At 58.8% G+C, this 22,756-nt stretch carries 20 protein-coding genes and 2 riboswitches; of the genes, 16 read left to right on the forward strand and 4 right to left on the reverse strand.

The window, feature by feature from the left end:
- Positions 1–84 precede the first annotated feature (84 nt).
- From SBC1_RS30655 to SBC1_RS30700, 10 genes are all read left to right on the forward strand, one after another.
- Entirely contained in the window at positions 85–1,656 is a 1,572-nt protein-coding gene (locus SBC1_RS30655) for a hypothetical protein (protein ID WP_241202377.1), read from the forward strand.
- Positions 1,653–3,215, forward strand: coding sequence for a DNA mismatch repair protein MutS (locus tag SBC1_RS30660; protein ID WP_165103947.1), 1,563 nt, complete (start codon positions 1,653–1,655; stop codon positions 3,213–3,215). The genes SBC1_RS30655 and SBC1_RS30660 overlap by 4 nt, the downstream gene beginning before the upstream one ends.
- The gene (locus tag SBC1_RS30665) at positions 3,216–3,461 is read left to right on the forward strand and encodes a hypothetical protein (RefSeq protein ID WP_165103950.1); all 246 of its coding nucleotides are present in this window, start codon (positions 3,216–3,218) and stop codon (positions 3,459–3,461) included.
- Between the two features lie 196 nt (positions 3,462–3,657).
- Entirely contained in the window at positions 3,658–4,026 is a 369-nt protein-coding gene (locus tag SBC1_RS30670) for a DUF190 domain-containing protein (protein ID WP_165103952.1), read from the forward strand.
- Positions 4,027–4,074: 48 nt separating this feature from the next.
- Positions 4,075–4,145, forward strand: a riboswitch (Fluoride riboswitch).
- A gap of 236 nt (positions 4,146–4,381) precedes the next feature.
- Positions 4,382–5,329 carry a respiratory chain complex I subunit 1 family protein gene (locus SBC1_RS30675; RefSeq protein ID WP_165103955.1) on the forward strand — a complete coding sequence of 316 codons (948 nt, stop codon included), beginning with the start codon at positions 4,382–4,384 and terminating at the stop codon, positions 5,327–5,329.
- Positions 5,330–5,348: 19 nt separating this feature from the next.
- On the forward strand, positions 5,349–6,029 hold the full coding sequence (locus tag SBC1_RS30680; RefSeq protein ID WP_165103957.1) for a hydrogenase: 681 nt from the start codon (positions 5,349–5,351) through the stop codon (positions 6,027–6,029).
- Positions 6,030–6,031: 2 nt separating this feature from the next.
- Positions 6,032–7,507 (forward strand): hydrogenase 4 subunit F, encoded by a 1,476-nt coding sequence (locus SBC1_RS30685; RefSeq protein WP_165103960.1) that lies wholly within the window; start codon positions 6,032–6,034, stop codon positions 7,505–7,507.
- Positions 7,504–8,991 (forward strand): NADH-quinone oxidoreductase subunit C, encoded by a 1,488-nt coding sequence (locus SBC1_RS30690; RefSeq protein ID WP_165103962.1) that lies wholly within the window; start codon positions 7,504–7,506, stop codon positions 8,989–8,991. The genes SBC1_RS30685 and SBC1_RS30690 overlap by 4 nt, the downstream gene beginning before the upstream one ends.
- An 11-nt stretch (positions 8,992–9,002) precedes the next feature.
- Positions 9,003–9,812 (forward strand): NADH-quinone oxidoreductase subunit NuoB, encoded by an 810-nt coding sequence (nuoB, locus tag SBC1_RS30695; protein ID WP_165103965.1) that lies wholly within the window; start codon positions 9,003–9,005, stop codon positions 9,810–9,812.
- On the forward strand, positions 9,802–11,793 hold the full coding sequence (locus SBC1_RS30700; RefSeq protein ID WP_165103967.1) for a proton-conducting transporter membrane subunit: 1,992 nt from the start codon (positions 9,802–9,804) through the stop codon (positions 11,791–11,793). The genes nuoB and SBC1_RS30700 overlap by 11 nt, the downstream gene beginning before the upstream one ends.
- A 33-nt stretch (positions 11,794–11,826) precedes the next feature.
- Here the strand turns inward: SBC1_RS30700 and SBC1_RS30705 are convergent, their stop codons facing one another.
- Positions 11,827–12,261 (reverse strand): HIT family protein, encoded by a 435-nt coding sequence (locus SBC1_RS30705; RefSeq protein ID WP_165103969.1) that lies wholly within the window; start codon positions 12,259–12,261, stop codon positions 11,827–11,829.
- Positions 12,262–12,315: 54 nt separating this feature from the next.
- Positions 12,316–12,382: riboswitch (Fluoride riboswitch) on the forward strand.
- A gap of 76 nt (positions 12,383–12,458) precedes the next feature.
- On the opposite strand from SBC1_RS30705, the gene SBC1_RS30710 reads away from it, so the two are divergent.
- Complete coding sequence (locus SBC1_RS30710) at positions 12,459–13,778, forward strand: voltage-gated chloride channel family protein (RefSeq protein ID WP_165103971.1); 1,320 nt, start codon at positions 12,459–12,461, stop codon at positions 13,776–13,778.
- Positions 13,779–14,148: 370 nt separating this feature from the next.
- Here SBC1_RS30710 and SBC1_RS30715 read toward each other — a convergent pair whose 3' ends face one another.
- Positions 14,149–14,946, reverse strand: a complete 798-nt coding sequence (locus tag SBC1_RS30715; RefSeq protein WP_165103974.1) for a sulfotransferase — start codon at positions 14,944–14,946, stop codon at positions 14,149–14,151.
- A gap of 784 nt (positions 14,947–15,730) precedes the next feature.
- On the opposite strand from SBC1_RS30715, the gene SBC1_RS30720 reads away from it, so the two are divergent.
- The 3 genes from SBC1_RS30720 (at position 15,731) to SBC1_RS30730 (ending at position 17,518) form a co-directional block, all read left to right on the forward strand.
- Positions 15,731–15,976, forward strand: a complete 246-nt coding sequence (locus tag SBC1_RS30720) for a DUF1697 domain-containing protein (protein ID WP_165103976.1) — start codon at positions 15,731–15,733, stop codon at positions 15,974–15,976.
- 30 nt (positions 15,977–16,006) lie between these two features.
- Positions 16,007–16,528: a hypothetical protein gene (locus SBC1_RS30725; protein WP_165103978.1), complete on the forward strand. Its 522-nt coding sequence runs from the start codon at positions 16,007–16,009 to the stop codon at positions 16,526–16,528.
- Positions 16,529–16,780: 252 nt separating this feature from the next.
- Positions 16,781–17,518: a sulfite exporter TauE/SafE family protein gene (locus SBC1_RS30730; protein WP_241202378.1), complete on the forward strand. Its 738-nt coding sequence runs from the start codon at positions 16,781–16,783 to the stop codon at positions 17,516–17,518.
- 210 nt (positions 17,519–17,728) lie between these two features.
- Here SBC1_RS30730 and SBC1_RS30735 read toward each other — a convergent pair whose 3' ends face one another.
- Together SBC1_RS30735 and SBC1_RS30740 are read right to left on the reverse strand one after the other, a co-directional pair.
- Entirely contained in the window at positions 17,729–18,730 is a 1,002-nt protein-coding gene (locus SBC1_RS30735) for an NADP-dependent oxidoreductase (protein WP_165104900.1), read from the reverse strand.
- 339 nt (positions 18,731–19,069) lie between these two features.
- Positions 19,070–19,774: an SDR family NAD(P)-dependent oxidoreductase gene (locus SBC1_RS30740; protein ID WP_165103988.1), complete on the reverse strand. Its 705-nt coding sequence runs from the start codon at positions 19,772–19,774 to the stop codon at positions 19,070–19,072.
- Between the two features lie 530 nt (positions 19,775–20,304).
- On the opposite strand from SBC1_RS30740, the gene SBC1_RS30745 reads away from it, so the two are divergent.
- Both SBC1_RS30745 and SBC1_RS30750 read left to right on the forward strand, forming a co-directional pair.
- Positions 20,305–21,309, forward strand: coding sequence for an AraC family transcriptional regulator (locus SBC1_RS30745; protein WP_165103990.1), 1,005 nt, complete (start codon positions 20,305–20,307; stop codon positions 21,307–21,309).
- A 367-nt stretch (positions 21,310–21,676) separates the two neighbouring features.
- Positions 21,677–22,741, forward strand: coding sequence for a sugar ABC transporter substrate-binding protein (locus tag SBC1_RS30750; protein ID WP_165103992.1), 1,065 nt, complete (start codon positions 21,677–21,679; stop codon positions 22,739–22,741).
- The last annotated feature ends 15 nt before the right edge of the window (positions 22,742–22,756 follow it).

Raw genomic sequence — 22,756 nt, forward strand, 5'->3', positions numbered from 1 at the left:
TGCGCCGCTCGGTCGGTCTGTCTGTACCAAGGTAGAGGGGGACCGGCAAACGGACTATCCGGCCTCGTCTGCGGAGGCGGGAGTGTGAGCTTCAAACAAGAAGGGATGAAGGGGATACGCATGGTCTTTCACAGCATCCTGTTCGAAAAGCCAGAAGACGGCCCAAGGCCCGACGATATCCCGGAGCCGGCGTTCTTCGGCGATCTCAATCTCGACCAGATCGTCTCGGCGGTCACGATGGGGAGGGACGAATACAAGCTCAAGCCGTTCTTCCACACCGAGCTGGTGCGCGAGGAAGCGATCACCTACCGGCATGAGGTCATGCGGGACCTCGATAACGTCGCCGTGCTCGACAGCATCAACGCTTTCGCTGCTGGCATGCGCAAGATGCGCCAGCATTTGGCACAGGCGGACAAGCTCCACTACCTGCTCCAAAGTGAGTGGTGGTTCCTCGAAGCGGTTGCGGTGTATTGCCAGACGCTCGAGACTTTTGCCCGTGATCTGTCATTGACGGCGTTAGGATCGAAAGGACTGCGTGAGTTTCATCGAACCCTGAACGCGTATGTCGCATCGGCTCGCTTTCAGGCGCTCATGCGTGACGCGATCCGTATCAAGAAGAGTCTGGCGGCGATTCGATATTGCGTTCGCATCAAGGGGAGTGCGGTTACGGTGCTTCACTATGATGCAGAAATCGATCACAGTGCCGACGTCCTGAGGATCTTCGAAAAATTCAAGCAAGGAGCGGTCAAGGATCACCGCGCAGAGCTGCGCGATTGGCTGGACATGAACCATGTCGAAGCGCGTGTACTGGATTTTGTCGAGCAGCTTCACCCGCAGGTGTTTGTCGAACTCTCTACATACTGCGCGAACAACACGGACTATCTCGACGCCACGATCCAGACGTTTGACCGTGAAGTTCAGTTCTATCTGGCGTACCGCGACTACATCGGCATCTGCAAATCGGTGGGTTTGAGCTTTTGCTACCCACGTATGTCGTCAACCAGTAAAGCCATGCACTGCGACGAGACATTTGATCTGGCGCTCGCGCACAAGCTCGCTAACGAGAAAGCGCGTGTGGTCTGTAACGAATGCCATCTCGATGACGAAGAGCGCCTGATTGTCGTTTCGGGACCTAACAACGGTGGGAAAACGACGTTTGCCCGCATGTTCGGACAACTGCATTATCTGGCTAAGATAGGCTGTCCGGTGCCGGGCCGGAACGCCGCGCTTTTTCTATGCGACCATATTTTTACGCACTTCGAACGCGAAGAGAATACGAAAGACTTGCGTGGCAAGCTCCAGGACGACCTGATGCGTGTTCATCAAATCCTGGCGCACACCACGTCACGAAGCGTCATTATCATGAACGAAATATTCAGCTCTACCACGCTGACCGACGCGCTGTTTCTAAGCAGGAAAATAATCGACGAGATACTGGGACGTGATGCCTTGTGCGTTTGCGTGACATTTATCGAAGAGCTCGCTCAGATCGATGACCGGGCTGTGAGCATGGTGAGCGAAGTCAAGCCCGAAGACCCGGCTTCTCGCACCTTCCGCGTGAGAAGACGGCCCGCTGATGGGCGGGCCTATGCGGTGTCGGTCGCGGAGCTTTACGGCCTGACCTATGATCATCTGACGGAGCGGATCGGGCTATGAAAGCCTATCTTTTATACCGGGACCGGGACCAGGATATGTGCCAGGAGGCCGTGTGGAATGAGGCGGCGCTCGTACAGGACCTGGAGTTGAACGCGCTTTATCAGGCGATGGCGCAGGGCGACACGTTTGTCTACGACGTGATCAAACGGGTGGTGCCGGCGAGTTCAATTGACTTGAATGAAATTGCTTATCGTCAGGCAGTCCTTAGCGACTGCATCCTATTCGAAGCAGCAGTGAGACAGCTTTATGCTATTGCGATCGAGGGGATTGAAACGAAGCGAAAGTGCTATTACGGGGTGTTTTCGGGGTCTCCCAGTTCGGTGCTGCACGGCGCACGTGACTTGATTCAGCAATTCGTGGGCGTGCTGAAGAAGCTGCGAGATGTCGCCGACACGCAGGCGGCGCAGTTTCAATCAGAAGGGTTCGCTCAATTTTTCTCAATGATCCAGCGAGAGTTGACGGACGAGTATTTCGTGACAATTCAGCGGTGCCTCAAAGAACTGAGGTTCAACGGCGGTGTGCTGATCAGTGCCGGGTTGGGCCAGGGCAACAAGGGGATCAACTACGTGCTCCGGAAACCTCACCAGAAAGATCCCAATTTTCTGAGGCGGTTATTCGCAAAACGGCCGCGCTCGTTGACGTTTCATATCGCGGGGCGGGATGAGGCAGGCGCCAGAGCATTGTCGGAACTGGAGGCGCGCGGCATCAATCTCGTCGCGAATGCACTTGCCCAGTCCGCCGAACACATACTGAGTTTTTTTACGATGCTGCGCACGGAACTGGCTTTCTACATTGGATGCGTCAATCTGCATCGTGAACTGACACGGCTGCGCTTTGATGTGTGCGTTCCTGTTCCATTGGCGCGCAGTGAAAGGCGGTACGCCTTTCACGGGTTGTACGATGCCAGTCTCGCACTGCGCACCGCGCATCCGCTCGTTGGCAACGACGTGGCCGGGGATGGCTGCGACCTCGTTGTGATCACCGGTGCAAATCAAGGGGGCAAGTCGACGTTCTTACGCGGCGTCGGCCAGGCGCAGGTCATGATGCAATGCGGAATGTTCGTCGCGGCGGCGTCGTTTTCGGCTAACGTATGCGACGGAATCCTGACGCACTACAAGCGCGAAGAAGACGCGTCGATGAAGAGCGGCAAGCTCGATGAGGAGCTCAAGCGGATGAGCGAAATCGTCGACCACATCCGCGATCACTCGCTGCTATTGTGCAACGAGTCATTCGCGGCAACCAACGAGCGCGAGGGTTCCGAGATCGCGCGCCAGATCATCATGGCGTTGTTGCGGAAGCGCGTAAAGATCGTATTGGTGACGCATCTGTACACGCTTGCTCACGGGCTGCATGAGCGGAAGGCGCAGGGCATGATGTTCCTGAGAGCGGAACGGCGCGCGGACGGCGAGCGCACGTTCAAGTTGACCGAGGCTGAGCCCTTGCAGACCAGCTATGGAGAGGATTTGTACAGGCGCATATTCCTCTCGAAAGGCGATTCGGAAGGTGACTCGAGAGCGCAGGGCGAGCCCATCGCTGTCAGTCTTTCAAAGGTTGAATAATTGGCTGCGCAAAAACTGATCGAATACCGCGCAGCATGGGCGAGCCTGTCCCTGCGCATTTCGCTGCGGTGCGCTTGCGGGCAGCGGTGGGCAGTTCCTGTTTCTCTCTCGAGCCATTCGGATTTACTTATGAAAGGCGGTCAGCTAACGGTGTTCGCGGCTAATCAAAGCCATCGCGAGAATAATATGACGATGGTCGGCTGGATACTGGACGAAGCGAAGAAGGCTCAGCCCGATCAAGCTTAACCAGATTGGCATGGTCAATGAAACGCTCCGCACTGCGTGGTGTTGCCCCATATCGCACTGCACAATCGTGCGTCGCCGGACCCATACACTAGAATGAACAGAGGTAGGGGCCCTTGACAGTCTGCCAGCGTGTCGTAGCACCGCACAGCAGATCTCTCGCGGCGGAAAGTACCCATTGCGCCACGGGAGGTGGGTGATGAACGGCTATCAACTGACGTTCTATACCGAGCAGAACCGAAAGCATGGCCATCGGACCGTATGCGAGTGGCTGTTACACGAGGTTCGCGAACTTGGGATTCGCGGTGCGACCGTCATCAGTTGCGCCGAAGGCATCGGCCACGCGGGTGCGCATCATGCAGCGCACATGTTGAAACTCGCCGATCAGCCGCTGCAGATCATTCTTGCTTTGACCGAAGATGAAGCCGAACGCATTCTGGATGTCGTGCGCGCCGAAAACGTTCACGTGTTCTATACGCGGTTTCCCATCGAGTTCGGAATGATCGGCGACGGTGCCCCGCCTAAGTCGCCGAAGCATTTTTCGCTCTACGGCCACTCGCCAAGATAGTTGAACGGTGACCTTGCACACGTCGGCGCGTCACCTATACTCAAGTTTGAATCTGGCGGAGATGGCATTCCTCCCTAACCGCCGCTAGCACCCTAGCGGCTAATGATGCCTACATGGTCCCCGGGCGCTTCGGGGCCGGTAGGCATTTTTCCGCCGGCTCGTTTCTTTGAGCATCCCGGGCATATTGTTGCCTACAAGAACACAAGAATATGGGATGCATCAGCGAGTCACCGTGTTGCGCTTGTTCCCGCCTTTGTCGCCACGTTTTGTCGCGTCATCGTCTAGCGATCCGCACGGGCGTTGAGACCCGTACACATCGCCATGTTGGGCATCCCTTCGTTTCCGCGGAGGGCGTATGAGCACGCGCGACGTGGCACTTCAGATCGCCCAGGTTCTGACCGTCATCGCAGTGTCACCGCTTCTGCAGGGCGTCATCCTGCAATGGGAAGAGCGCGTGCAACGGGCACGCGGCCCTGGCATCTTCCAGCCGTACCGGGATTTGTGGAAGCTCTTCCACAAGCAACTCGTGGTACCGGAAACCGCCTCGTGGGTCTACTTGGCTGCGCCCGTCGTGGCGTTCACCTGCATGCTCACGGTACCGATCCTCATCCCGGTGCTCACCGACTTTCCGCTACCGCTATCCGACATGGGCGACATCCTGGGCGGCGGCCTCATCCTGACGCTCGGGTCGTTTGCTGTTGTACTCGCGGGGCTCGATTCAGGTAGCGCTTATGGCGGCATTGGCTCGAGCCGCTCGGTGATGCTTGGCATCCTCGCGGAACCGACGCTGATCCTCGTGCTGGTCGGCATTACGCTGCTCGCCAAAGCCATGCTGCCGTTCGTCGTGAACCATCTGCTGGTGGCACAACCCTCCGTGTACTGGAGTCCGGCACACCTTTTTCTCGTGTTCGCCTTTTTTGTTTTGCTGCTCGTGGAGACGGACCGTCTGCCGATCCACTCGAGCACGCATATCGAGGTATACATGATCGAAGAGGCGCGGATCCTTGAGTATTCAGGCTCGCTTCTCGCGCTGCTCAAATGGGCGTCGATGATGAAGCAGTTCATTCTCTACACCATCTTTTGCAACGTGCTGACCTTGCCATGGGGACTGTCGCAACGGGGCACGGCCTTAGGTGTACTGGGTGCTGCGATCGGGCTTTTCCTGCGCATGCTGCTAATTGCACTTGTCGTCGTGCTGGTCGAGACAGCGCAATCCCGCCTGCGCTTCTTCCGTTATCAGGAGCCGTTAGCTGCATCGTTCATGCTGGCGGTGCTTGCGATCGCCGCCAACCAGCTCAGGTGACCAACTTAGGTGACACCTCATGCCGCTCGCCCATCTGAGTCCGCTTGCCGCATCCCTCTTCAGCCTGCTGGCGATCGGCAGCCTCCTGCTTGCGTTCGTGATGCTGGGTTCGCGCTGGTTGAAAGACTACTTGCTAGCGTTCATGGCCGAATCGTGGCTGATCGCGGTGCTTTCCGGAGCCGTGGGTTACTACGGCAACTATCACGAGCTGTACCTGATCGCGATCCTGACTGCGCTCTTTCGGGGGTTGGTGCTGCCCTATCTGATCTGGCGAATCATTGTTCGGCTGAAAGTCGAGCGGGAGTTGCACGTCATCTTGCAACCTAGTTCAAGCATCGTGCTCGGCGCGCTGCTGGTGCTCTTTGCTTTTGTCGTATCGAACCATCTGGGCAACACGCTGGGTTTCGGCGGCACCGTCGTGGTGCTGGCGCTCACCGTGATGCTCTCCATGAAACTCATTGGCTTCCTGATGCTGGCAGTGCGTCATGAGGCAATCAGCCAGGTGCTTGGCCTGCTGATCCTGGAGAACGGCATTTTCCTGGGCTCGCAAATCCTTGTGCCCGGCATGCCGATGTTGATCGAACTGGTGTTGCTCTTCGATCTGCTTGTCATCGTCGTGAGCTTCGGCGTGTTGGTCCGTTATCTGGTCGAGCACGTCGGCAGCACGAGCAGCCGTGAACTCACGCGGCTGGTGGGGTGACCATGATCGAAACGTTGAGCATCGTGATCGTTGTTTCCCCCCTCGTTGCGGCAGCGATTTGCGCCGCGTGCCACCATGCGCGCGTCGCCGAGTATGCGAACCTGATCGCGTCGTTCGTCTGCGTAGTCGCAGCGCTTTCGCTGGCGTGCAACGTCAAGGACGGGTATCGCTTTCTGCACGACTACGTAGTGGTTGACGCGCTGGCCACCTGGACGCTGGTTTGCACCGCGCTCGTGTATTGCCTCGCTTCCATCTATGCCGTTGGCTACATGCGCTTGCTCGCCGAAGAACGCGAGCGCCTGCCGAACTTCTATGCGCTCTTCGCCCTGTTCGCGGCAACGATGATCTGCGGACCGATCATGAACAATATCGGCGTCTACTGGATTGCGATCGAGTTGACCACGCTCGTCAGCACGTTCCTCGTCGGCTTCGAGCGCGGCAGGGAAGCGATCGAAGCGGCATGGAAATACATCATCGTGGTGTCGGCTGGCATCAGCCTTGCGCTGCTTGGGACCGTGCTGTTCTACTGGGCGGGAAGTCTCGTCATCGGCCCGACCTACGACATGACCTGGGATGCGCTGCGCCGTGCGGCCCCGCAGATGAGTCCTGCTCTCACCCAAATGGCGTTCTTGCTCGTGCTGGTGGGCTATGGTACGAAAGCGGGCCTTGCGCCGATGCATACCTGGCTGCCCGACGCGCACAGCGAGGGTCCGGCGCCAGTGTCCGCCATGCTCTCTGGCGCGCTTTTGAATACGGCGATGCTTGGCATTGCGCGGTTCCTCACGATTACCGATGCCGCGAGTTCCTCGCCGCTGCCGCGCACGGTGCTCGTTGCATTCGGCGCATTTTCGCTGTTCGTCGCCGCGCTCTTCATCGTGAAGCAGCAGGGCATCAAGCGGCTGATGGCCTATTCCAGCGTCGAGCACATGGGCGTGCTGGCGCTCGGATTCGGATTCGGCGGCCCGCTCGCGATCGCCGCCGTGCTGTATCACATGCTCAATCATTCGCTGAACAAATCGCTCATGTTCTTTGGCGCCGGCAACGTCATGCGCGTGTTCGGTACTAAGGACATGGGCGAAATACGCAGCGTGTGGATCCGCTTTCCCGTCACTGGCGCGCTGTGGCTGGCCGGCGCCGTCGCGATCACCGGGGCGCCTCCGTTCGGTCTCTTTCTGAGCGAACTGACATTGATGCGTGCTGGAATGGCAACCTCGAACGCCTGGGCCGTGATCGTGATGTTGCTGCTGCTGATTGTTATCTTCATCGGCTTTCTCAATCACTTCAGGGCCATGTACTTTGAAATCAAGCCAGCGGCAGACAACCGCGGAACGAATAGCTCGGCGAGCGTCAGCGCCTGGATGACTGTCCCGATGTGGCTCGCCCTGGTGCCGGTGTTGGTGCTCGGCGTGTGGTGGCCGCAAGATCTGTGGCACTTCTTTGAAATGGTTGCCGCTGATCTCGGAGGAGTAGCGCGATGAACAACTGCTTGTTCAAGACCATAACGCCTGCCGAACTCAACGCGGCTGCTGCCGATCTCCTTGATCAGGGAGGTTGCATGCAGATGGCCTATGCGTGGTTTCCGAGACCGGACGCGCCGGAATTGCGATACATCTCGACCACGCCCGGCCAGCGGGAATTTACGAGCTGGCGTGTCGATGTAGGCAAAGAGCCAGTCCCAAGTCTGGCGGCCAAATCTCCACTGCTCGGCTGGCACGAGCGCGAGATCATGGAAATGAGCGGCATCGCGTTTGCCGGGCATCCGGAGCCGGAGCGCCTGGTGAGCGCATTTCTGCCTCAGACGGCCCGTGGCCCGCTCGAGCCGAGCGGGGCGGCGCATGCGAGCGCTGCGAGCTCACTTGCGGCACCAACACTGCCGCAAGTGTCCGGCAAGCACGTTCAGTTATTGCCGTTCGGTCCAGTGCGTGCCGATGTGGTCGAGTCGGCCCAGTTCATTTTCTATTACGTTGGTGAGGGAATTCTTCACTATCACCCCAACCTGTTCCTCAAGCACCGTGGGATGGAGAAACAGTTCGAGGGGATCGACATCGAACGAGGCATTCTGCTGGCCGAGCGTGTATCGGGCGTGGACACCGTCGCGCATGCGCTTGCGTATGCGCAGGCCGTTGAAGACGCCTCGGGGTGCATCGTGCCGCCTCGCGCGCAGTGGCTTCGTGTCATCGCGGCGGAACTCGAGCGTACCTACAACCATTTGCACTACCTCGGTCACTTGTGCCACACGACCACGCTAAAGGTTGGCGAGGCCCAGGGCAAGCTGCTGGAGGAGCGCACGAAACAAATGAACGCGCTTGCATCGGGTAGCCGGCTACTGCGCAGCATTGTCTGGCCGGGCGGCGTACGCCGGGATCTGGACGTGGTTGCGATTGCGGAGGGAGTCGCTACGCTCCGGCGTGAACTGGACCGGTACGTCGATCTCATCGAGCGGACCACGAGTCATCTCGACCGGCTCATTTCTACAGCACCCCTGAGTCAGCAACTCGCCTTTGATCAAGGCGCTACCGGGCCGATCGAGCGCGCCTCGGGCGTCGACCGTGATCTCAGGCGGGATCACCCGTATGCCGCGTACGGTGAACTTCTGCCAGCTGTCGCGACCCGCAGCGAGGGCGATGCGTATGCCCGGATGAAGGTGCGTATCGCGGAACTCCAGACCAGCTTAGGATTCCTGGACGATGTCATCACGCGCGGCGTTCCGACCGGCCCGCTGCTTCAGCCTTGCCACCGGGTGCCAAATGCCGAGGGGCTCGGGTGGGCGGAATCGTCGCGTGGCAGCGTGCTCTACGCGCTGCATTTCGACGACCAATCATGCATTGCACGCGCGAAGATCAAGTCGCCATCATTTTCGAACTGGCGGGTTTTCCCTTTCACCGTGCATGACAGCAACATGATGGACTATGCGATCAACGAGGCGAGTTTCGGTTTGACCATTTCGGGTTGTGCACGATAGGGCGGAGCGATATGTCTTTATGGACCTGGTTCGGCTTGACGAGTGGCAGCGCAAGTACCGGCTGGCCGCTCAAGGGCGATGCGCATGGTCAGCAAGGCGTACTTGGCATGCCGCGTTATGACCCGGCCAAATGCCAGGACGGTTGCGACGCATGCGCGCAGTCTTGCGTGACGCATGCCATTACGTTTTCGCCGACGCTTGGCGAGAACGCGCGTCCCGAGGTGGATTGGGGGCGCTGCATCGTCTGCCAGCTTTGTACCGAAGCGTGTCCAACGGGTGCTTTTTCACCGTCCGAAGATTGGGCACTCGGTGTGAGGCGGCGCGACGATCTGGTTTGGGCCGAGGCGCTCGCGTCCGGTGCTGCCACCGATCCCGCTGAGCGAACGCGAAGACCGTTTAGGCGCAGTCTCCATATCCGTCACGTTGATGCAGGCTCGTGCAATGGCTGCGAATCGGAGCTGCAGGCGTTGAACAATCCGTTCTACAACTTGCATCGACTCGGTATTTTCTTCACCGCGTCTCCTCGCTCGGCCGATGTCCTGCTCGTCACCGGTCCGGTGACGCACGCGATGCGCGCGCCGCTGCTGCAGACCTATGAGGCGATGCCGGATCCCAAGTGGGTCATCGCGACGGGCACGTGCGCGGTGTCGGGCGGCGTTACGGGCGGCAATTACGCATGTGGCAACGGGCTTGATGGCGTGGTGCCGGTTGACATCTATCTGCCGGGCTGCCCGCCGAACCCCGCTGCGATCATTCACGCGCTGCTGTTGCTCCTCGGCCGCGCAGAGCAACGGATGCGAGGAGGGCAGCTTGAGCGCTGATCTGATCTTGGCCGCAAGCGCACTGTGGTTCGCCGCCGCCATCCTTTCGCCGCTGCGCTCAGTGCGCGTGGTGGTCCGATATTCGCTGACCGCCGGTTGCGTGCTGGGTGTCGTGGCGTGTCTGCTCGCTTTGCCAACCGCGACGGCGCGCGTCGAATTTCCGTTCGCGCTCGCGTCGCAGCGAATCGCGTTCAAGCTTGAGCCGTCGGCGCTATGGTTATTGGGCTTTGGTCTTGTACCAGCCATCTTCGCCTGCTGGCTTGGTTCACCGCTCTCGGGCCGCTCTGGTACATGGTGGATGGGTGCATCGCTGAGCTTGTTGGGTGCGTTGGGCGTGTTCGGCCTGCAAGACGGCATGTCGATGCTCGTCGCCTGGGAGGTGATGAGCCTGGGTGGAGCGGTGATGCTCGCAGGCGAGCGAGCACGCGATGCCGATGGCAGCTCCGTGCTGCTCATGCTTGCGCTGCTCGAGGTGGGCGCGATCGCGCTTGTCCTCGCGATCCTGCTGCTCGACCATGCGTCGGGCGGGATCAGCTTCGATGTGATCAGTGCTCATGCGCCCCATGCGTCAGCGCTTTTGTCGTGGGTGACTGGCGTCGCGCTGCTCGTCGGCTTCGGCGCCAAGCTGGGTCTCATCCCGTTCTATGAGTGGTTCCCGCGCGCGTACTCGAGCGGCAGCGGTGCAACCGGCGTGCTGTTTTCCGGTGTCGTATTGAACGCCGCCTATTTCGCGTTAAGCCGTGGCTGGAATAGCTGGCTGGGCGTGACGAGCGATAGTGGCACCGCATTCGGCCTTGGTGTTGTCGCGATTGCAATCGGCGTGATCAGCGCGGTGCTGGCGATTTTGTTCGCGTTTCAGCAGGACGACTGGAGAGCGTTGCTCAGCTACTCCTCTGCGGAAAACGCGTCGGTGGCGGTAGCAATGCTCGGTGTGACGCAGCTCTTTCGCAGTGACCATCTGGGCGACCTCGCCGGACTCGCATGGACCGTCGCGCTGCTTCACCTCGCCGGCCACTCGCTCGCCAAAGGTGCCCTCTTTGTGGTCGCTGACGGCATCCAGGCGTCGACCGGAAACTACGATATCGTGCCGCGCGCATGGCTCAAGAATAGCGGCTTCATGCTGGGACTCGGCGCGGTCTTTGCGGTGATGAGCCTCGCCTCGGTTCCACCGCAAGCGGGGTTCGTCAGTGAATGGTATGTCTTCCAAACGGTGTTTCAAGGCTTCCATCTCTCGGTCTTCACAGGACGCCTCGTACTCGTGCTGGCTGGAGCGGGTCTTGCGCTAGCGGCAGCGGTAGCGCTCGCTACGTTCGTGAAACTGTTCGGGTTGGGACTCCTGGGCATGCCAGATGTCGACTATGCGCGTCCGGTGCCGCGACGCAACGCGGCAGTCGTCGGAGTGCTGGGGCTATGCGTGCTCGCAGTGGCCGTCGGTGCACCGCTATGGCTCAACGCACTGGCGAGCGGCGCCCAGATGCTGTTCCAGGCCAACAGTCCCCAGGCAATGGTCTCCGGATGGCTGCTGGTACCGTTGACCGACAAGTTCGCTTTCATCTCGCCGTCGAAGCTCATCATCGTGATGCCGTTGCTGGCGCTTTTGCCGCTCGCACTCCTGAGGTTCACGAAGACGCGTCCGGTGCGGCGCACAGCGGTCTGGTTCGGCGGCATGACCCCGAACGGTCGTGAGGCGATGACTACGCCGCTGACATTCTCGAACGCGATGCGCACGTTCTACAGCTTCGTATATCAACCAACAATGAGCACCGAGCGCGAACACGAACAGCGTGAATACTTTATCAAGCGGCTGGTTTTTTCCGAAGGCGTGACCGATCTGTTCGAGCGGCATCTGTTCGCGCCGGCGATACGGATCGTGACGTGGTCCGCCGAGAACTTGCGCGCATTGCAGTCCGGCAACCTTAATTTCTATCTCGCACTGATCGGAGGATTGCTGGTCGCGATACTGGCGTTGACGCTGATATAGATCGCCTCAACGAAGGGCCGCGCGCAAGGGCAATCATTCATTCGACTGGTGGTTCAGATGAGTGCGAATACGCTCGGCGAATGATTCGAGCGTGGCTTGCTCGGCCATGACGCCGGCATGCGGTCGAAGCCGCTGGCCGGCCCATCTGGGAATCACATGAAAATGCACGTGGCCGACGGTCTGGCCGGCCGCGCGCCCATTCAACTGCGCGATCACGACGCCATCTGGCTGCAGTGCCGCGCGTACCGCGAGCGCCACACGCCGGACCATGCACATACAGGCCTCCGCCGCAGTATCGGAGAGCTCGAAGATGTCCGTCGCCGTTTCCTTCGGGATGACAAGCACGTGCCCGTCGGACTGGGGCATCAAGTCCATGAACGCGAGCACCGCGTCGGTTTCGTCTACCTTGATGCACGGTGCTTCTCCCCGAAGGATCCTGGCGAACGCGTTGTTGTGGTCGTATGTCATGACTTCTCTTGGCACATGCCGCTGTTGCGTTGCGCAATTTTAGTCCGTAAAATCCGCGTTTCTGGAGATGGCATTCCTCCAAACAACCGCCGATCCTTCGGCTGATGATGCCTACGAGTTCCTGGGTGCAGGAGGTCGTAGGTCGTCCGTGCGACGTCCTGTCGCCCAGGTTTGATGTTCTATCAAACCTAGAAATTATGAAACGTCTCAAGTCTGTCGAGCAGATCGCCATGGTGCCGTATCTGGCGCGCTGGCTGCTGCTTTCCTCCGTGCTCGGCACCCTGGCCGGGTCTGCCTCCGCGCTTTTCCTCTTCGCATTGGATCGCGCCACCAATACACGATTGGATCATCCGTGGCTCGTCTGGTTGCTGCCGCTCGCAGGGTTTCTGACCGGCTGGGTCTATCACCGCATTGGCAAGAGCGTCGAGGGCGGCAACAACCTGTTGATCGACGAGATTCATGATCCGCAGAAGATCGTGCCCAAGCGCATGGCGCCGCTCGTGTTGGTCGCCACGGTGATCACCCACTTGTTCGGCGGCTCCGCGGGCCGCGAGGGCACAGCGGTCCAGATGGGCGGGGCACTGGCTGACCGGGTCACGCACCTTCTCGATCTGGGTCGGGAGGACCGTCGCATCTTGCTGATGGCTGGCATTGCAGCGGGCTTTTCATCGGTCTTCGGCACGCCTCTCGCCGGCGCGATCTTCGGCCTCGAGGTGCTCGCGATCGGCCGCCTGCGCTATGACGCGTTGCTCGCGTGTCTCGCCGCGTCTGTCGTGGCCGATGCGGTATGCCGTCTGTGGGGCATTCACCATACCGTGTATGCGATCCCGTTCGTGCCACCCGTCACGGCCCTTGGGTTTGGATCGGCGATCGTTGCCGGTATCGCATTCGGGGTGGTGGGGATGCTCTTTGCCGACTCAACACACGCGTTGTCGGCCCTTATCAAACGCAAGATCGCCTATGCGCCTTTCCGGCCCGTGGCGGGCGGTGCCGTGGTGGCGATTTTCGCCACCGTCCTGAACGTTCCGCAGTACCTGGGTCTCGGGATACCGACCATCGTGCAAGCCTTCAACGGTCCATTGCCAGTCTATGATTTTGCCGGAAAATTCGGTTTCACCGTAGTGACCCTTGCGTCAGGATTCAAGGGCGGCGAGGTGACTCCACTCTTCTATATTGGCGCCACGCTTGGCAACGCACTAGGCCACGTCCTCGCGTTGCCGATACCGGTGCTCGCGGGGCTGGGCTTTGTCGCCGTGTTCGCTGGTGCGGCAAACACCCCGATCGCGTCGACGGTGATGGCCATCGAACTCTTTGGTCCTCAGATCGGGGTGTATGCCGCATTGGCGTGCGTAGTCAGTTACCTCTTCTCCGGTCACACGGGCATTTATCGCGCGCAACGGGTCGGCCACGCAAAACATCCGCTCATTCCAGCCGGCATGCGCTTGGCCGATATCCCTGCCTGGCGCCGCGCGCGCCGCAAGGCCCCGACTGTCTCCACGCAATCCGGAAGCCCTTGAACACTTTTCGGGTCAACGCGATACGTCATACGTCACGCCTCAGCTGATTTAGTATCGTCTGTATTTTCACCCTTGTCGAAAGCGCTCGTCCAACACGCTTAACTCTCCGAGCGTGTTGCACTTCGCTATCAAGCCGCGAGATGGCCCGGCAGCATAATAGGTTCGGCAAGATCCACACGGACTTCGAGCAGCGTTGCGTGTGTTGAGCGCAGCATGGCATCAATGGCAGGTCTCAGCTCGGCAGGGCTTGTACAGCGCGACCCTATTGCGCCGCACGCAGTCGCAATCTGCGCTCATCAAGCGCGCGGATCTCGTTAAGCGGCCTTCGTTGTGGAGCTTTCGTCAAGCCGCCTTCGTTGTGCCGCCTTCGTTATGCAGTCGCGTATCCCAGTTGTGTCGCCGTTGTTCCCGCAAGAGTGAGGAGTTTGTCGCCGCCCGTCGACGCATCAGGTACGACATAGAGATCGGCAATATCGGTAACAGGATCACTGAACGGCGTCGGGGCACTACGCTGAGACATAAGAAAATCGCTTATTGGTGACGCATCCGCCAGGCCAAGAAACTGCCCGATACTTGCCGCCGTCGTGCCCGGGTCCTCAATCACAGTGCGATACGAAACGGTCAGGCCCTGGCCTTGAGGGATCTGTGCGAAAAATTCGATGATCTCGCCCACATATTGCTCCCACACTCGAATCCCATCTTCGATAGATCCAATCCAGTGCTTGTGCAGCAGCGAATTGGCAACGTGGCGAGGATCGCGATGGATATGAATGAAGCGCGCTTGCGGTAGCAACTCGCGTATCAAGCCAAGACACGATCCCGATCGTGGCAGGCGTTCGATCGAACCCGTCCGGCCGGACAGCACGGTGGGGTCGGCATACGACGGATGCTTGTCTCCCCAGATAGGCGCCGTTATCTCGAGTTCCTCGCGATAAAAACGTTCGACCCACGCGCCAAGCGTGCGACGGCTGAAGTCGGAAAAGCGATCGCGACAGGCCGGACTCAGCAAGTCAGGACGATTGGCGCCAACGTCCAAAGCGTCTTTGAGTAACGCGAAGATCCGACACTCATTGGTCAGTTGAATGAGCGGATGCGCGTTCAGGACGGAGCAAAGAAAGGTCGTTCCAGACCGGGGCGAGCCAACAACGAAAAGCGGGACCGGTTCCATTTGTCCTCCTGACGATTGTTCTGGTTCCAAGCATACGCAACGCAGATGGCACAAACCTGACATACCCATGACGTTCCCGCCAAACTCGGCTTTCTTGGACGTTCGTACGGGCCGCGTAGCGAGGTAGTCAGACTGGTCGCTACGAACTGCGGCTCGCAAGGCAATGTTGACAATCCTGCCGCGGCCTCGGGTCTGAAAGTGTGCGAGGGTGGCGCGGCTTAGCAGCAGATCAGCATGTGCGGCCGCGTGATCGGCGAATGGATGGGCGTGCTGATTCTTTCGAACAGGCAAGCCATTCTGGAACCGACGCTCACCGAAATGCGCAAGCGTCGGGAAATCGTAAGCAACTAGATCGCACGCGAAGATCTGCTTGAATGGGTTGAGCCTGCGGGCGGCATGGTTTGCTTTCCGCGCGTGCGATCCGAAGCAATAGGAGGCACCGACGCGTCTTATCGCCGGCTGATGGAAGAGCAGGGGGCTCGAGATGTCCGACCGGTACACTGCAGGCTGGCCGACCCGCGCGGAGTAGGAAGCGGGGCTCAAGGGCATCTCCACGGCTTTGCGGGGCTGAGCGGGCGACTATTTCCACTCGCCCTTGACTTCCATACGCGTCCTGTCCATTCGACAACTTCTTCCGACCGCACGCTTGACCGGTCGGAACACCTTCTCAGGAACTTGGGGTGTTATCGCGATGCTAAACTGCATCGCATTTCCCACACCCGCGTTACGTTCGTCGTCGGCTAGCGGTTCGATCAGGTTTTATTCTTGCATCGCAAAGGCCAAAATGAATAAACACATTGCTTTCTTTCGTAACTTGAATCTCGGTCGGCCGAATTGCCCTACTAAGGTCCAGTTCGAGGAAGCGTTCCTAGCTGCAGGCGCGGTATCGGCGTCTTCGTTCCTGACAAATGGAACGATGGTCTTCACAACAAGCTCTGGCAGACAATCGCAAAGGGTGTTCAACAGTGCTTGCGAGATACTTCGTCGAACGTGCCTCCCGCTCTTTTTGAGCGGAGCATTTCCAGTGTAGAGTTGAGCACCCTCGACTTGAGTTTCGCCCATGTCCGAACCCACGCCCGATCAAGCCTGTCAGGAGACCGCTCGTCTCGTGCTTCGGATGGATGCAGCCATTTCGGCATTCCGGGCAGGGCAGAAGTCAGGGGTGCAAGCACTCGATGCGGCGAGCCAGATTGTTGCCCGTGTTTCGCGTTCGAGCGGCAGCGTGCCAGTAAGTGGGACGCGCCAAACGGAGCGTCGTGTGCCTCGTCGACCCAACAAGGTGGAACTCGCCATCCTCACAGCGCTTGCGGACACATACGGCGCCGAAATGCTGACCAATTCCTCCCTTGGCTACGTTTTGCGTGTCTTTGCCAGGTACGGCGGCGTCGCGCTCGTGCAGCGGCTGCTGTTGGGTGAGTCGGCATCAGATCAGCAGCTTTCAATGATGCTCACGGCGGCCCGTATCGCGCTTGCCCAAATCTCGACCATCTTCCCGGATGTGTTCTTCGCGGATGCCAACGCTGTCATTGTCGGCTTTCGACCACGGCCGCCGGCGGGATTTTTCGCAAAGGGCGGAAGCTAAATCAGCGAGAATATTCGTGTACGGAGCGGGCGTCACAGCCACGGCCAGTGACCTGCACATAAAATCACGCGGGCAGTGAAGCCGTGCAGTCGGCGCTAAAATAGCTGCCTTCGAAATGCGTGGCCTCTCCAACGCCAAACCATACGATTCGGTCGTTCATATAGCATAGCGGCCAAGGCATCTCTCATTCTCACGGCGGCCCAAATTAATCTCACTGACGGCGTTCTCGGCGCTAGCCTTCATGCGCTCAATTTGCCCGAAATACTCGGAGTCGTTGTCGCTCTCGTGCTTGGCGGCATGGTCAAAGGGATCGTCAGCATTGGCGTGCCGCTCGTGGCAATGCCAATATTGAGTCAATTCTTGCCGATCAAGCAGGCGGTGCTTCTTCTCTCAATGCCGATCATTCTCGGCAATATCCCGCAAGCGCTGGAAGGCGGCGAGATGCTACCCACGGTTCGCCGTATTGCGGCTCCGCTTATTGGCACCGTCCTGGGAAATATCGTGGGCGTGACGGTCTTGATCTCGCTGGCACCGCATCGCGCGCAAGCAGCGGCCGGTGGCCTGTTGATGCTTGCCGCGCTTTTGTTGCTTGCGGCGCCGAGGCTCACGTTTTCGCCTGCATTGGCCAAGCCCGCTGGCTTTGTGTTTGGGTTTGGCGCGGCCGTGATGGAAAGTATTGCGTCGGTTCCGGGCCCTTTGCTCGCGATGTACCTGATCGCGACAGGTGCAACAGGCAAGGCATTTACGAAACAGATTGCGATCATCCTCGTCGTGTCGATTCTTACCCTGATCCTCACTTTCAGCGGAGGCGCTCATACGAGCCTGACGGACATTGCTATTTCGACCGCGGCGAGTGTTCCCGTCATTATCGGCATCATGCTTGTGCGCCCGCTTCGCGACAAACTGCCGCCCGGCGCATTCCGAATCCTGGTGCTGCTTTTTGTACTTGCCGCTGCGTTTCAAATGATCTGGAAATCACACGTCTTGTAGGGTTCGGGTCTTAGAGGTCGTCGACCCTGCAACAGCGAATGTCTCAATGTTGGCGGTTCAGTCGGCCCGAACATCGGCATTTCGAGTATCTGCTTTGGATCCGTAGGAGAGGACGCTACGGCAAGTATTACAGCTTGCCGAGCTCAATGGCGTCCGTCATTCTTTCGAATTGGACGCAATGAGATTGCAGGCAAACAGGCTTAGCTCCGTCTATTGGATCCTGATGACAACCTTGCCCTTTACCCGTCCTGTTTCCACGTAAGCCAAAGCCTCTTCGGTTGACTCGAATGGGAAAACCTGATCGATCACGGGCCTTATTTCACCTGCCTCGATAAGCGTAGCGATCTCGCTCAGTTGGCCTCCATCAGGTCGCATGAAAAGAAATGAATAGCTGACGTCACAACTTTTCGCCGCTTTTCGGATGCGATAGCTCAGAAAGCGCATCACCGTTTTCAGGAACCAGGACGCACCCATCTCTTTAGCAAAATCCGGATCAGGCGGCCCGGCGATCCCGATGAGTTTGCCGCCCGGCTTGAGTACTTTCAGCGACTTCTCCTGAGCTACTCCACCCTGCGTGTCCAGTACTAAGTCGTAGTCCTTAAGGATGGCTGAAAAATCGTCCTTCTTGTAATCGACGACGATATCCGCACCGAGGCCCTTCACCAGTTCGATATTCCGCGCGCTCGTAGTCGTTGCAACAGTCGCGCCCACATGCTTCGCCAATTGAATGGCAAACGTACCAACGCCGCCCGAGCCAGCATGGATGAGCACTTTCTGCCCTTTCTTGAGTTGGCCTTTTTCGATCAGCGCCTGCCAGGCAGTCAATCCCACCAACGGGATTGAAGCTGCTTCCTCCATCGTGAGTGTTGTGGGCTTGAGGGCTACGCCATCCTCTTTGACCGCAATGAATTCCGCGAAAGTGCCGATGCGATCCTTGTGCGGCCGAGCATAGACCTCATCGCCCGGTTTGAATCGCCGTACGCGCGATCCGACGCTAACAACCACCCCGGCCAGATCGTTGCCCAAAATCAGCGGCAAACGATAGGGCAAAATCAGCTTGAACTCTCCGTCCCTGATCTTTGAATCGAGCGGGTTCACGCTTGCGGCGTGGATCTGGATCAATACGTCGTCTTCCCGTGGTTCCGGGACCGGCATATCGCCGGCCCGTATGCCATTCTTGCGTCCATATCGATCGACGACGAATGCCTTCATCATGGTTCCTTGTCAGTTTCTGGTTGCGTCAATTTTTCTCGGGAGCAGCAGCGCGGTCACGGATTCGCTCACTTGCGACGACCGTTGGTGCACGCCTTCGTTGGTCCGCTCTTTCAACGGAGAGGGCGCAGTAACGCTGTTTACGTTGAAAGAAGCCGCTGTACCGTGGCTTCGCCGATATTTGACGAGGCGCCCGTAACGAGCGCTCAGCTTCGTCCGCTTCCAGCCGACGCTCATCTCACACGTTCCAGGAACCCTGATGCCAAGCGCGCCACCGTCCGCTTCGCGGGTTTCCAATTGAACGCCTTGGCTTCCCGCTCAGGGACGGTCCGTGCCAAATCACCAGGGAACGATTCTTCCCAGGTAGTCCAGGTAATGCAATCCGGTGCGCCCTTCGTAAGTCTCTATGGTGCTCACCAGGTTCGGGATACTTTCCCCGATACTCAGACGCGCGTCAGAACCGCCCATGTCCGTCTTTACCCATCCGGGCGCCATCAATAGCAAGGTTCTCGGATCGCTCTGGTGTCGCGCAGCGAAGCTACGCATGAACATGTTGAGAGCAGCCTTACTGCCCCGATAGACCTCGTAATTGCCGTTAGTGTTGTTTGTCAGGCTACCCTGACCGGACGACATGACGCCAATCGTTCCTGTCGGCTGCACGAGGTCCTGAAATGCCTCGATTACTCTCATTGGACTCAACGAGTTCGTCACCATGACGCGCACAAATTCTTCGTTCGAGACATCGGCGATCGTTTCACGATCGTCGTTTTTGACGCCCGCATTCACGAAAAGCACATCCAGTCGTCGATCTTCAAGACGACCGTGTAACGCGGTTACCTGGTCGGGCATCGTGATGTCGACGGTTTCAACTTCCAGCACGCCCTGGGTGCTTTCCGAGAGTTGGCGCAGCTTTTCTGTTGAGCCCTCTCTTCCAGTGGCAATCACTCGCCAGCCACGCTTGAGGTATTCCTCGACCATGGCGAATCCGAGGCCGCGCGATGCACCGATAAGGAGGACGGTTTTTTGTGGAGATGTGTTTTGCATTGATAGCTCTCTCTGTAAGTAAGACCCAAGTGAGACCCGAGTGAACGTGGTTTTGAGGGACCACGCGTTCGGTCATGAGTCGATACGTGGAATATATCGATGCGAATGACATGACGGAAGACGCAGCACTTGCACTTATAACGTGCATCAAACGCCATGTGCCGACGTCAGATGTGCTGTGTTCTCGTCCAGCTCAGTCCTTCCCGCGAACGGACGCTCGCGAGTAGTTCACACAATTCTTTAGCGTAGCCGGCCACCGCGTCGACGCCGTTGCACGCCCGTGAGCGCCGCCAGCAGGCCCACCAATTGCACGAAAACATTAGTTAGCGCGGATCGCTCCCATAGCTGCTGCGTTGCACAAAAGTTGACTCTTGGCACCCTACGGACTTACCCGAATGCAAATTAGTATCAGTTTGCGGTTTCAATTTCAGTGGTGAAATATTCGTGACAGGGCTAACTTGCACACATGGCGTGGCGCAATGCGGTTTATGCGAACAGCCCCAAAAAAGAGCGGGTCAGGAGGAGGACAGATGGACACTATTCTGAGTGCCACGGGTTGCACATGCGGAACCTGCGCTTATTGCCGCGCGGCGCGCACGGATGCCCGGCGCGCCAACATTGTCCAGCCGGACCTGGAGCTGGTCGCCGTGCCGCGTGATGAGTCGTTCAAGGTCTGGTCGCACGGTTATCCGTATCGCACGGTGCGCTGGCACTTCCATCCGGAATACGAAATTCAGGTCATTACATCGACGACGGGCAAATACTTTGTAGGCGATTACATCGGCAACTTCGCGCCCGGCAATCTTGTGATGACCGGAACGAATCTGCCGCACAACTGGGTCAGCAATGTGTCACCAGGCGAGCGTGTGGATGAGCGCTGTCTCATCCTGCAATTCGATGCCGAGGTCGTTGCTAACGCCATCAAAGTGTTCCCGGAGCTCAAGTGTGTGGAGTCCTTACTGGATGCATCGCGCTGGGGTGTGCTGTTCACACCGAAAACGGGCGCAGCCGCCGAGCCGATCATGCGTGAGATGCTGGGCGCGCAAGGCATGCGGCGCATCACCTTGTTTCTGGAGTTGCTTGACTTGCTCGTGCACAGTACAGAACAGGTCAAGCTGGCGAGCGCCGCTTATCGTGCGGACCCGGCGCGCTACGCCGAGACGCGCATCAATCATGTGCTTTCTTATATTGGAAAGAACCTGTCGCAAGAATTGCGCGAAACGGAGTTGGCCGAACTCGCGGGACAAAGCGCCAGCGCCTTTTCGCGATATTTCCGCCGGCATACCGGCGTGCCCTTCGTGCAGTATGTGAACCGGCTGCGCATTAACCTCGCATGCCAATTGCTGATGTCGGGCGAACTCACTATCACCGATATCTGCTATCAGGTCGGCTTTAATAATCTCTCGAATTTTAACCGCCAGTTCCTGCTGCTGAAGGACATGTCGCCGTCGCGATGGCGCGCGTATCAGCAGCTCAATGCTGCCAGCGCGACTGAATCGCCCGACGCTGCTCAAGCCTTGGAAGTGCTGGTCTAGCGCGTGGTTTTACCGGTAGACCGCAGAACGCGGGATTGGAAAACGCATCGCGCGACGCGAACTCGTCTTTGCGGATTGCCAAGGGGTTACCAAGTTTCTTCCACTACGTAATCAACGTTCTTGTGGGAGTTGAGTGAATGTATTGTGTACTACAGAGTAAATGGATTTCGAAGCAGTGAATGGCCTGTATCTGCGCTAATGCAAGCGAAATGAACACGCACGATTCGCACTTGCTGGGATACCGACATCACCGGACAAACGAACGAACTTCAACAAGAAGCTTCACCCGCAGCTCGAGCAAGTCCCAAGCAAGCCCCAAGCACGGTAGCATCCGCGCCGGAATTTATCTAAAAAACGGAGACATTCGATGACCAGACTTTCGAACCAACAGATTGGCGCCAGCGTGCTGGGCCTTAGCCTTAGCCTGATATGCAGCACGGCGGCACTGGCCGCGCCCAGTGGCACGGTCGCCTTTCTGATGCCCGACCAGGCGTCGACGCGCTACGAACAGCATGACTTCCCCGGCTTCAAGGCCGAAATGACCAAGCTCTGCCCCGACTGCAAGGTGCTCTACCAGAACGCCAATGCCGACGTCGCAACGCAGCAGCAGCAGTTCAACTCGGTGATCGCGCAAGGCGCAAAGGTGATCGTCCTTGACCCGGTGGACTCCACTGCCGCCGCGTCTTTGGTCCATATGGCACAGGGCCAGGGTATCAAGGTTATCGCCTATGACCGGCCCGTGCCGTCGACACCGGCCAACTACTACGTGTCGTTCGACAACGAAGGCATCGGCAAGTCCATCGCGCAGTCGCTCGTCCAGCACCTGAAAGACACGGGCGTACCGACGACCAAGGGCGGCGTGCTCGAGGTCAACGGTTCGCCGACCGACGCGGCGGCAGGACTGATCAAGAAGGGCATCCATGCCGGGTTGGCGGGCAGCGGCTACAAGACACTGGCCGAGTACGACACGCCCGACTGGGCGCCCCCGAAGGCCCAGCAGTGGGTGAGTGGGCAGATCACCCGTTTCGGGACGCAGATTGTTGGTGTCGTGGCCGCGAACGACGGTACGGGCGGCGGGGCCGTCGCGGCCTTCAAGGCGGCCGGCGTCAACCCGGTGCCGCCAGTGACCGGCAACGACGCGACGCTCGCGGGACTTCAGTTGATCATCGCGGGCGACGAGTACAACACGATCCTGAAGCCGAGCGAGATCGTTGCGGCTGCGGCGGCGAAGGTGGCTGTCGGCTTCCTGTCCGGCCAAACCCCGAAGGGTGAAACAACGCTCTTCAACACGCCGTCGCAACTCTTCAAGCCCGCGGTCATCACGGCGAAGAACCTCAAGACGGAGGTCGTCGACAAGGGCTTCGCAAGCGCCAAGGACCTGTGCACCGATCGCTACGCAGACGGGTGCAAGAAGCTTGGCATCACGAACTGAACCGTCACGAACTGA

The sequence above is a fragment of the Caballeronia sp. SBC1 genome (assembly GCF_011493005.1).
GTDB lineage: Bacteria > Pseudomonadota > Gammaproteobacteria > Burkholderiales > Burkholderiaceae > Caballeronia.

Coding starts and splice junctions, on each gene's coding strand:
- SBC1_RS30660 (WP_165103947.1), top strand. CDS start 1,653: ATGAAAGCCTATCTTTTATACCGGGACCGGGACCAGGATATGTGCCAG.
- SBC1_RS30670 (WP_165103952.1), top strand. CDS start 3,658: ATGAACGGCTATCAACTGACGTTCTATACCGAGCAGAACCGAAAGCAT.
- SBC1_RS30675 (WP_165103955.1), top strand. CDS start 4,382: ATGAGCACGCGCGACGTGGCACTTCAGATCGCCCAGGTTCTGACCGTC.
- SBC1_RS30680 (WP_165103957.1), top strand. CDS start 5,349: ATGCCGCTCGCCCATCTGAGTCCGCTTGCCGCATCCCTCTTCAGCCTG.
- SBC1_RS30685 (WP_165103960.1), top strand. CDS start 6,032: ATGATCGAAACGTTGAGCATCGTGATCGTTGTTTCCCCCCTCGTTGCG.
- SBC1_RS30690 (WP_165103962.1), top strand. CDS start 7,504: ATGAACAACTGCTTGTTCAAGACCATAACGCCTGCCGAACTCAACGCG.
- nuoB (WP_165103965.1), top strand. CDS start 9,003: ATGTCTTTATGGACCTGGTTCGGCTTGACGAGTGGCAGCGCAAGTACC.
- SBC1_RS30705 (WP_165103969.1), bottom strand. CDS start 12,261: ATGACATACGACCACAACAACGCGTTCGCCAGGATCCTTCGGGGAGAA.
- SBC1_RS30710 (WP_165103971.1), top strand. CDS start 12,459: ATGAAACGTCTCAAGTCTGTCGAGCAGATCGCCATGGTGCCGTATCTG.
- SBC1_RS30715 (WP_165103974.1), bottom strand. CDS start 14,946: ATGGAACCGGTCCCGCTTTTCGTTGTTGGCTCGCCCCGGTCTGGAACG.
- SBC1_RS30720 (WP_165103976.1), top strand. CDS start 15,731: ATGAATAAACACATTGCTTTCTTTCGTAACTTGAATCTCGGTCGGCCG.
- SBC1_RS30725 (WP_165103978.1), top strand. CDS start 16,007: ATGTCCGAACCCACGCCCGATCAAGCCTGTCAGGAGACCGCTCGTCTC.
- SBC1_RS30735 (WP_165104900.1), bottom strand. CDS start 18,730: ATGAAGGCATTCGTCGTCGATCGATATGGACGCAAGAATGGCATACGG.
- SBC1_RS30740 (WP_165103988.1), bottom strand. CDS start 19,774: ATGCAAAACACATCTCCACAAAAAACCGTCCTCCTTATCGGTGCATCG.
- SBC1_RS30745 (WP_165103990.1), top strand. CDS start 20,305: ATGGACACTATTCTGAGTGCCACGGGTTGCACATGCGGAACCTGCGCT.
- SBC1_RS30750 (WP_165103992.1), top strand. CDS start 21,677: ATGACCAGACTTTCGAACCAACAGATTGGCGCCAGCGTGCTGGGCCTT.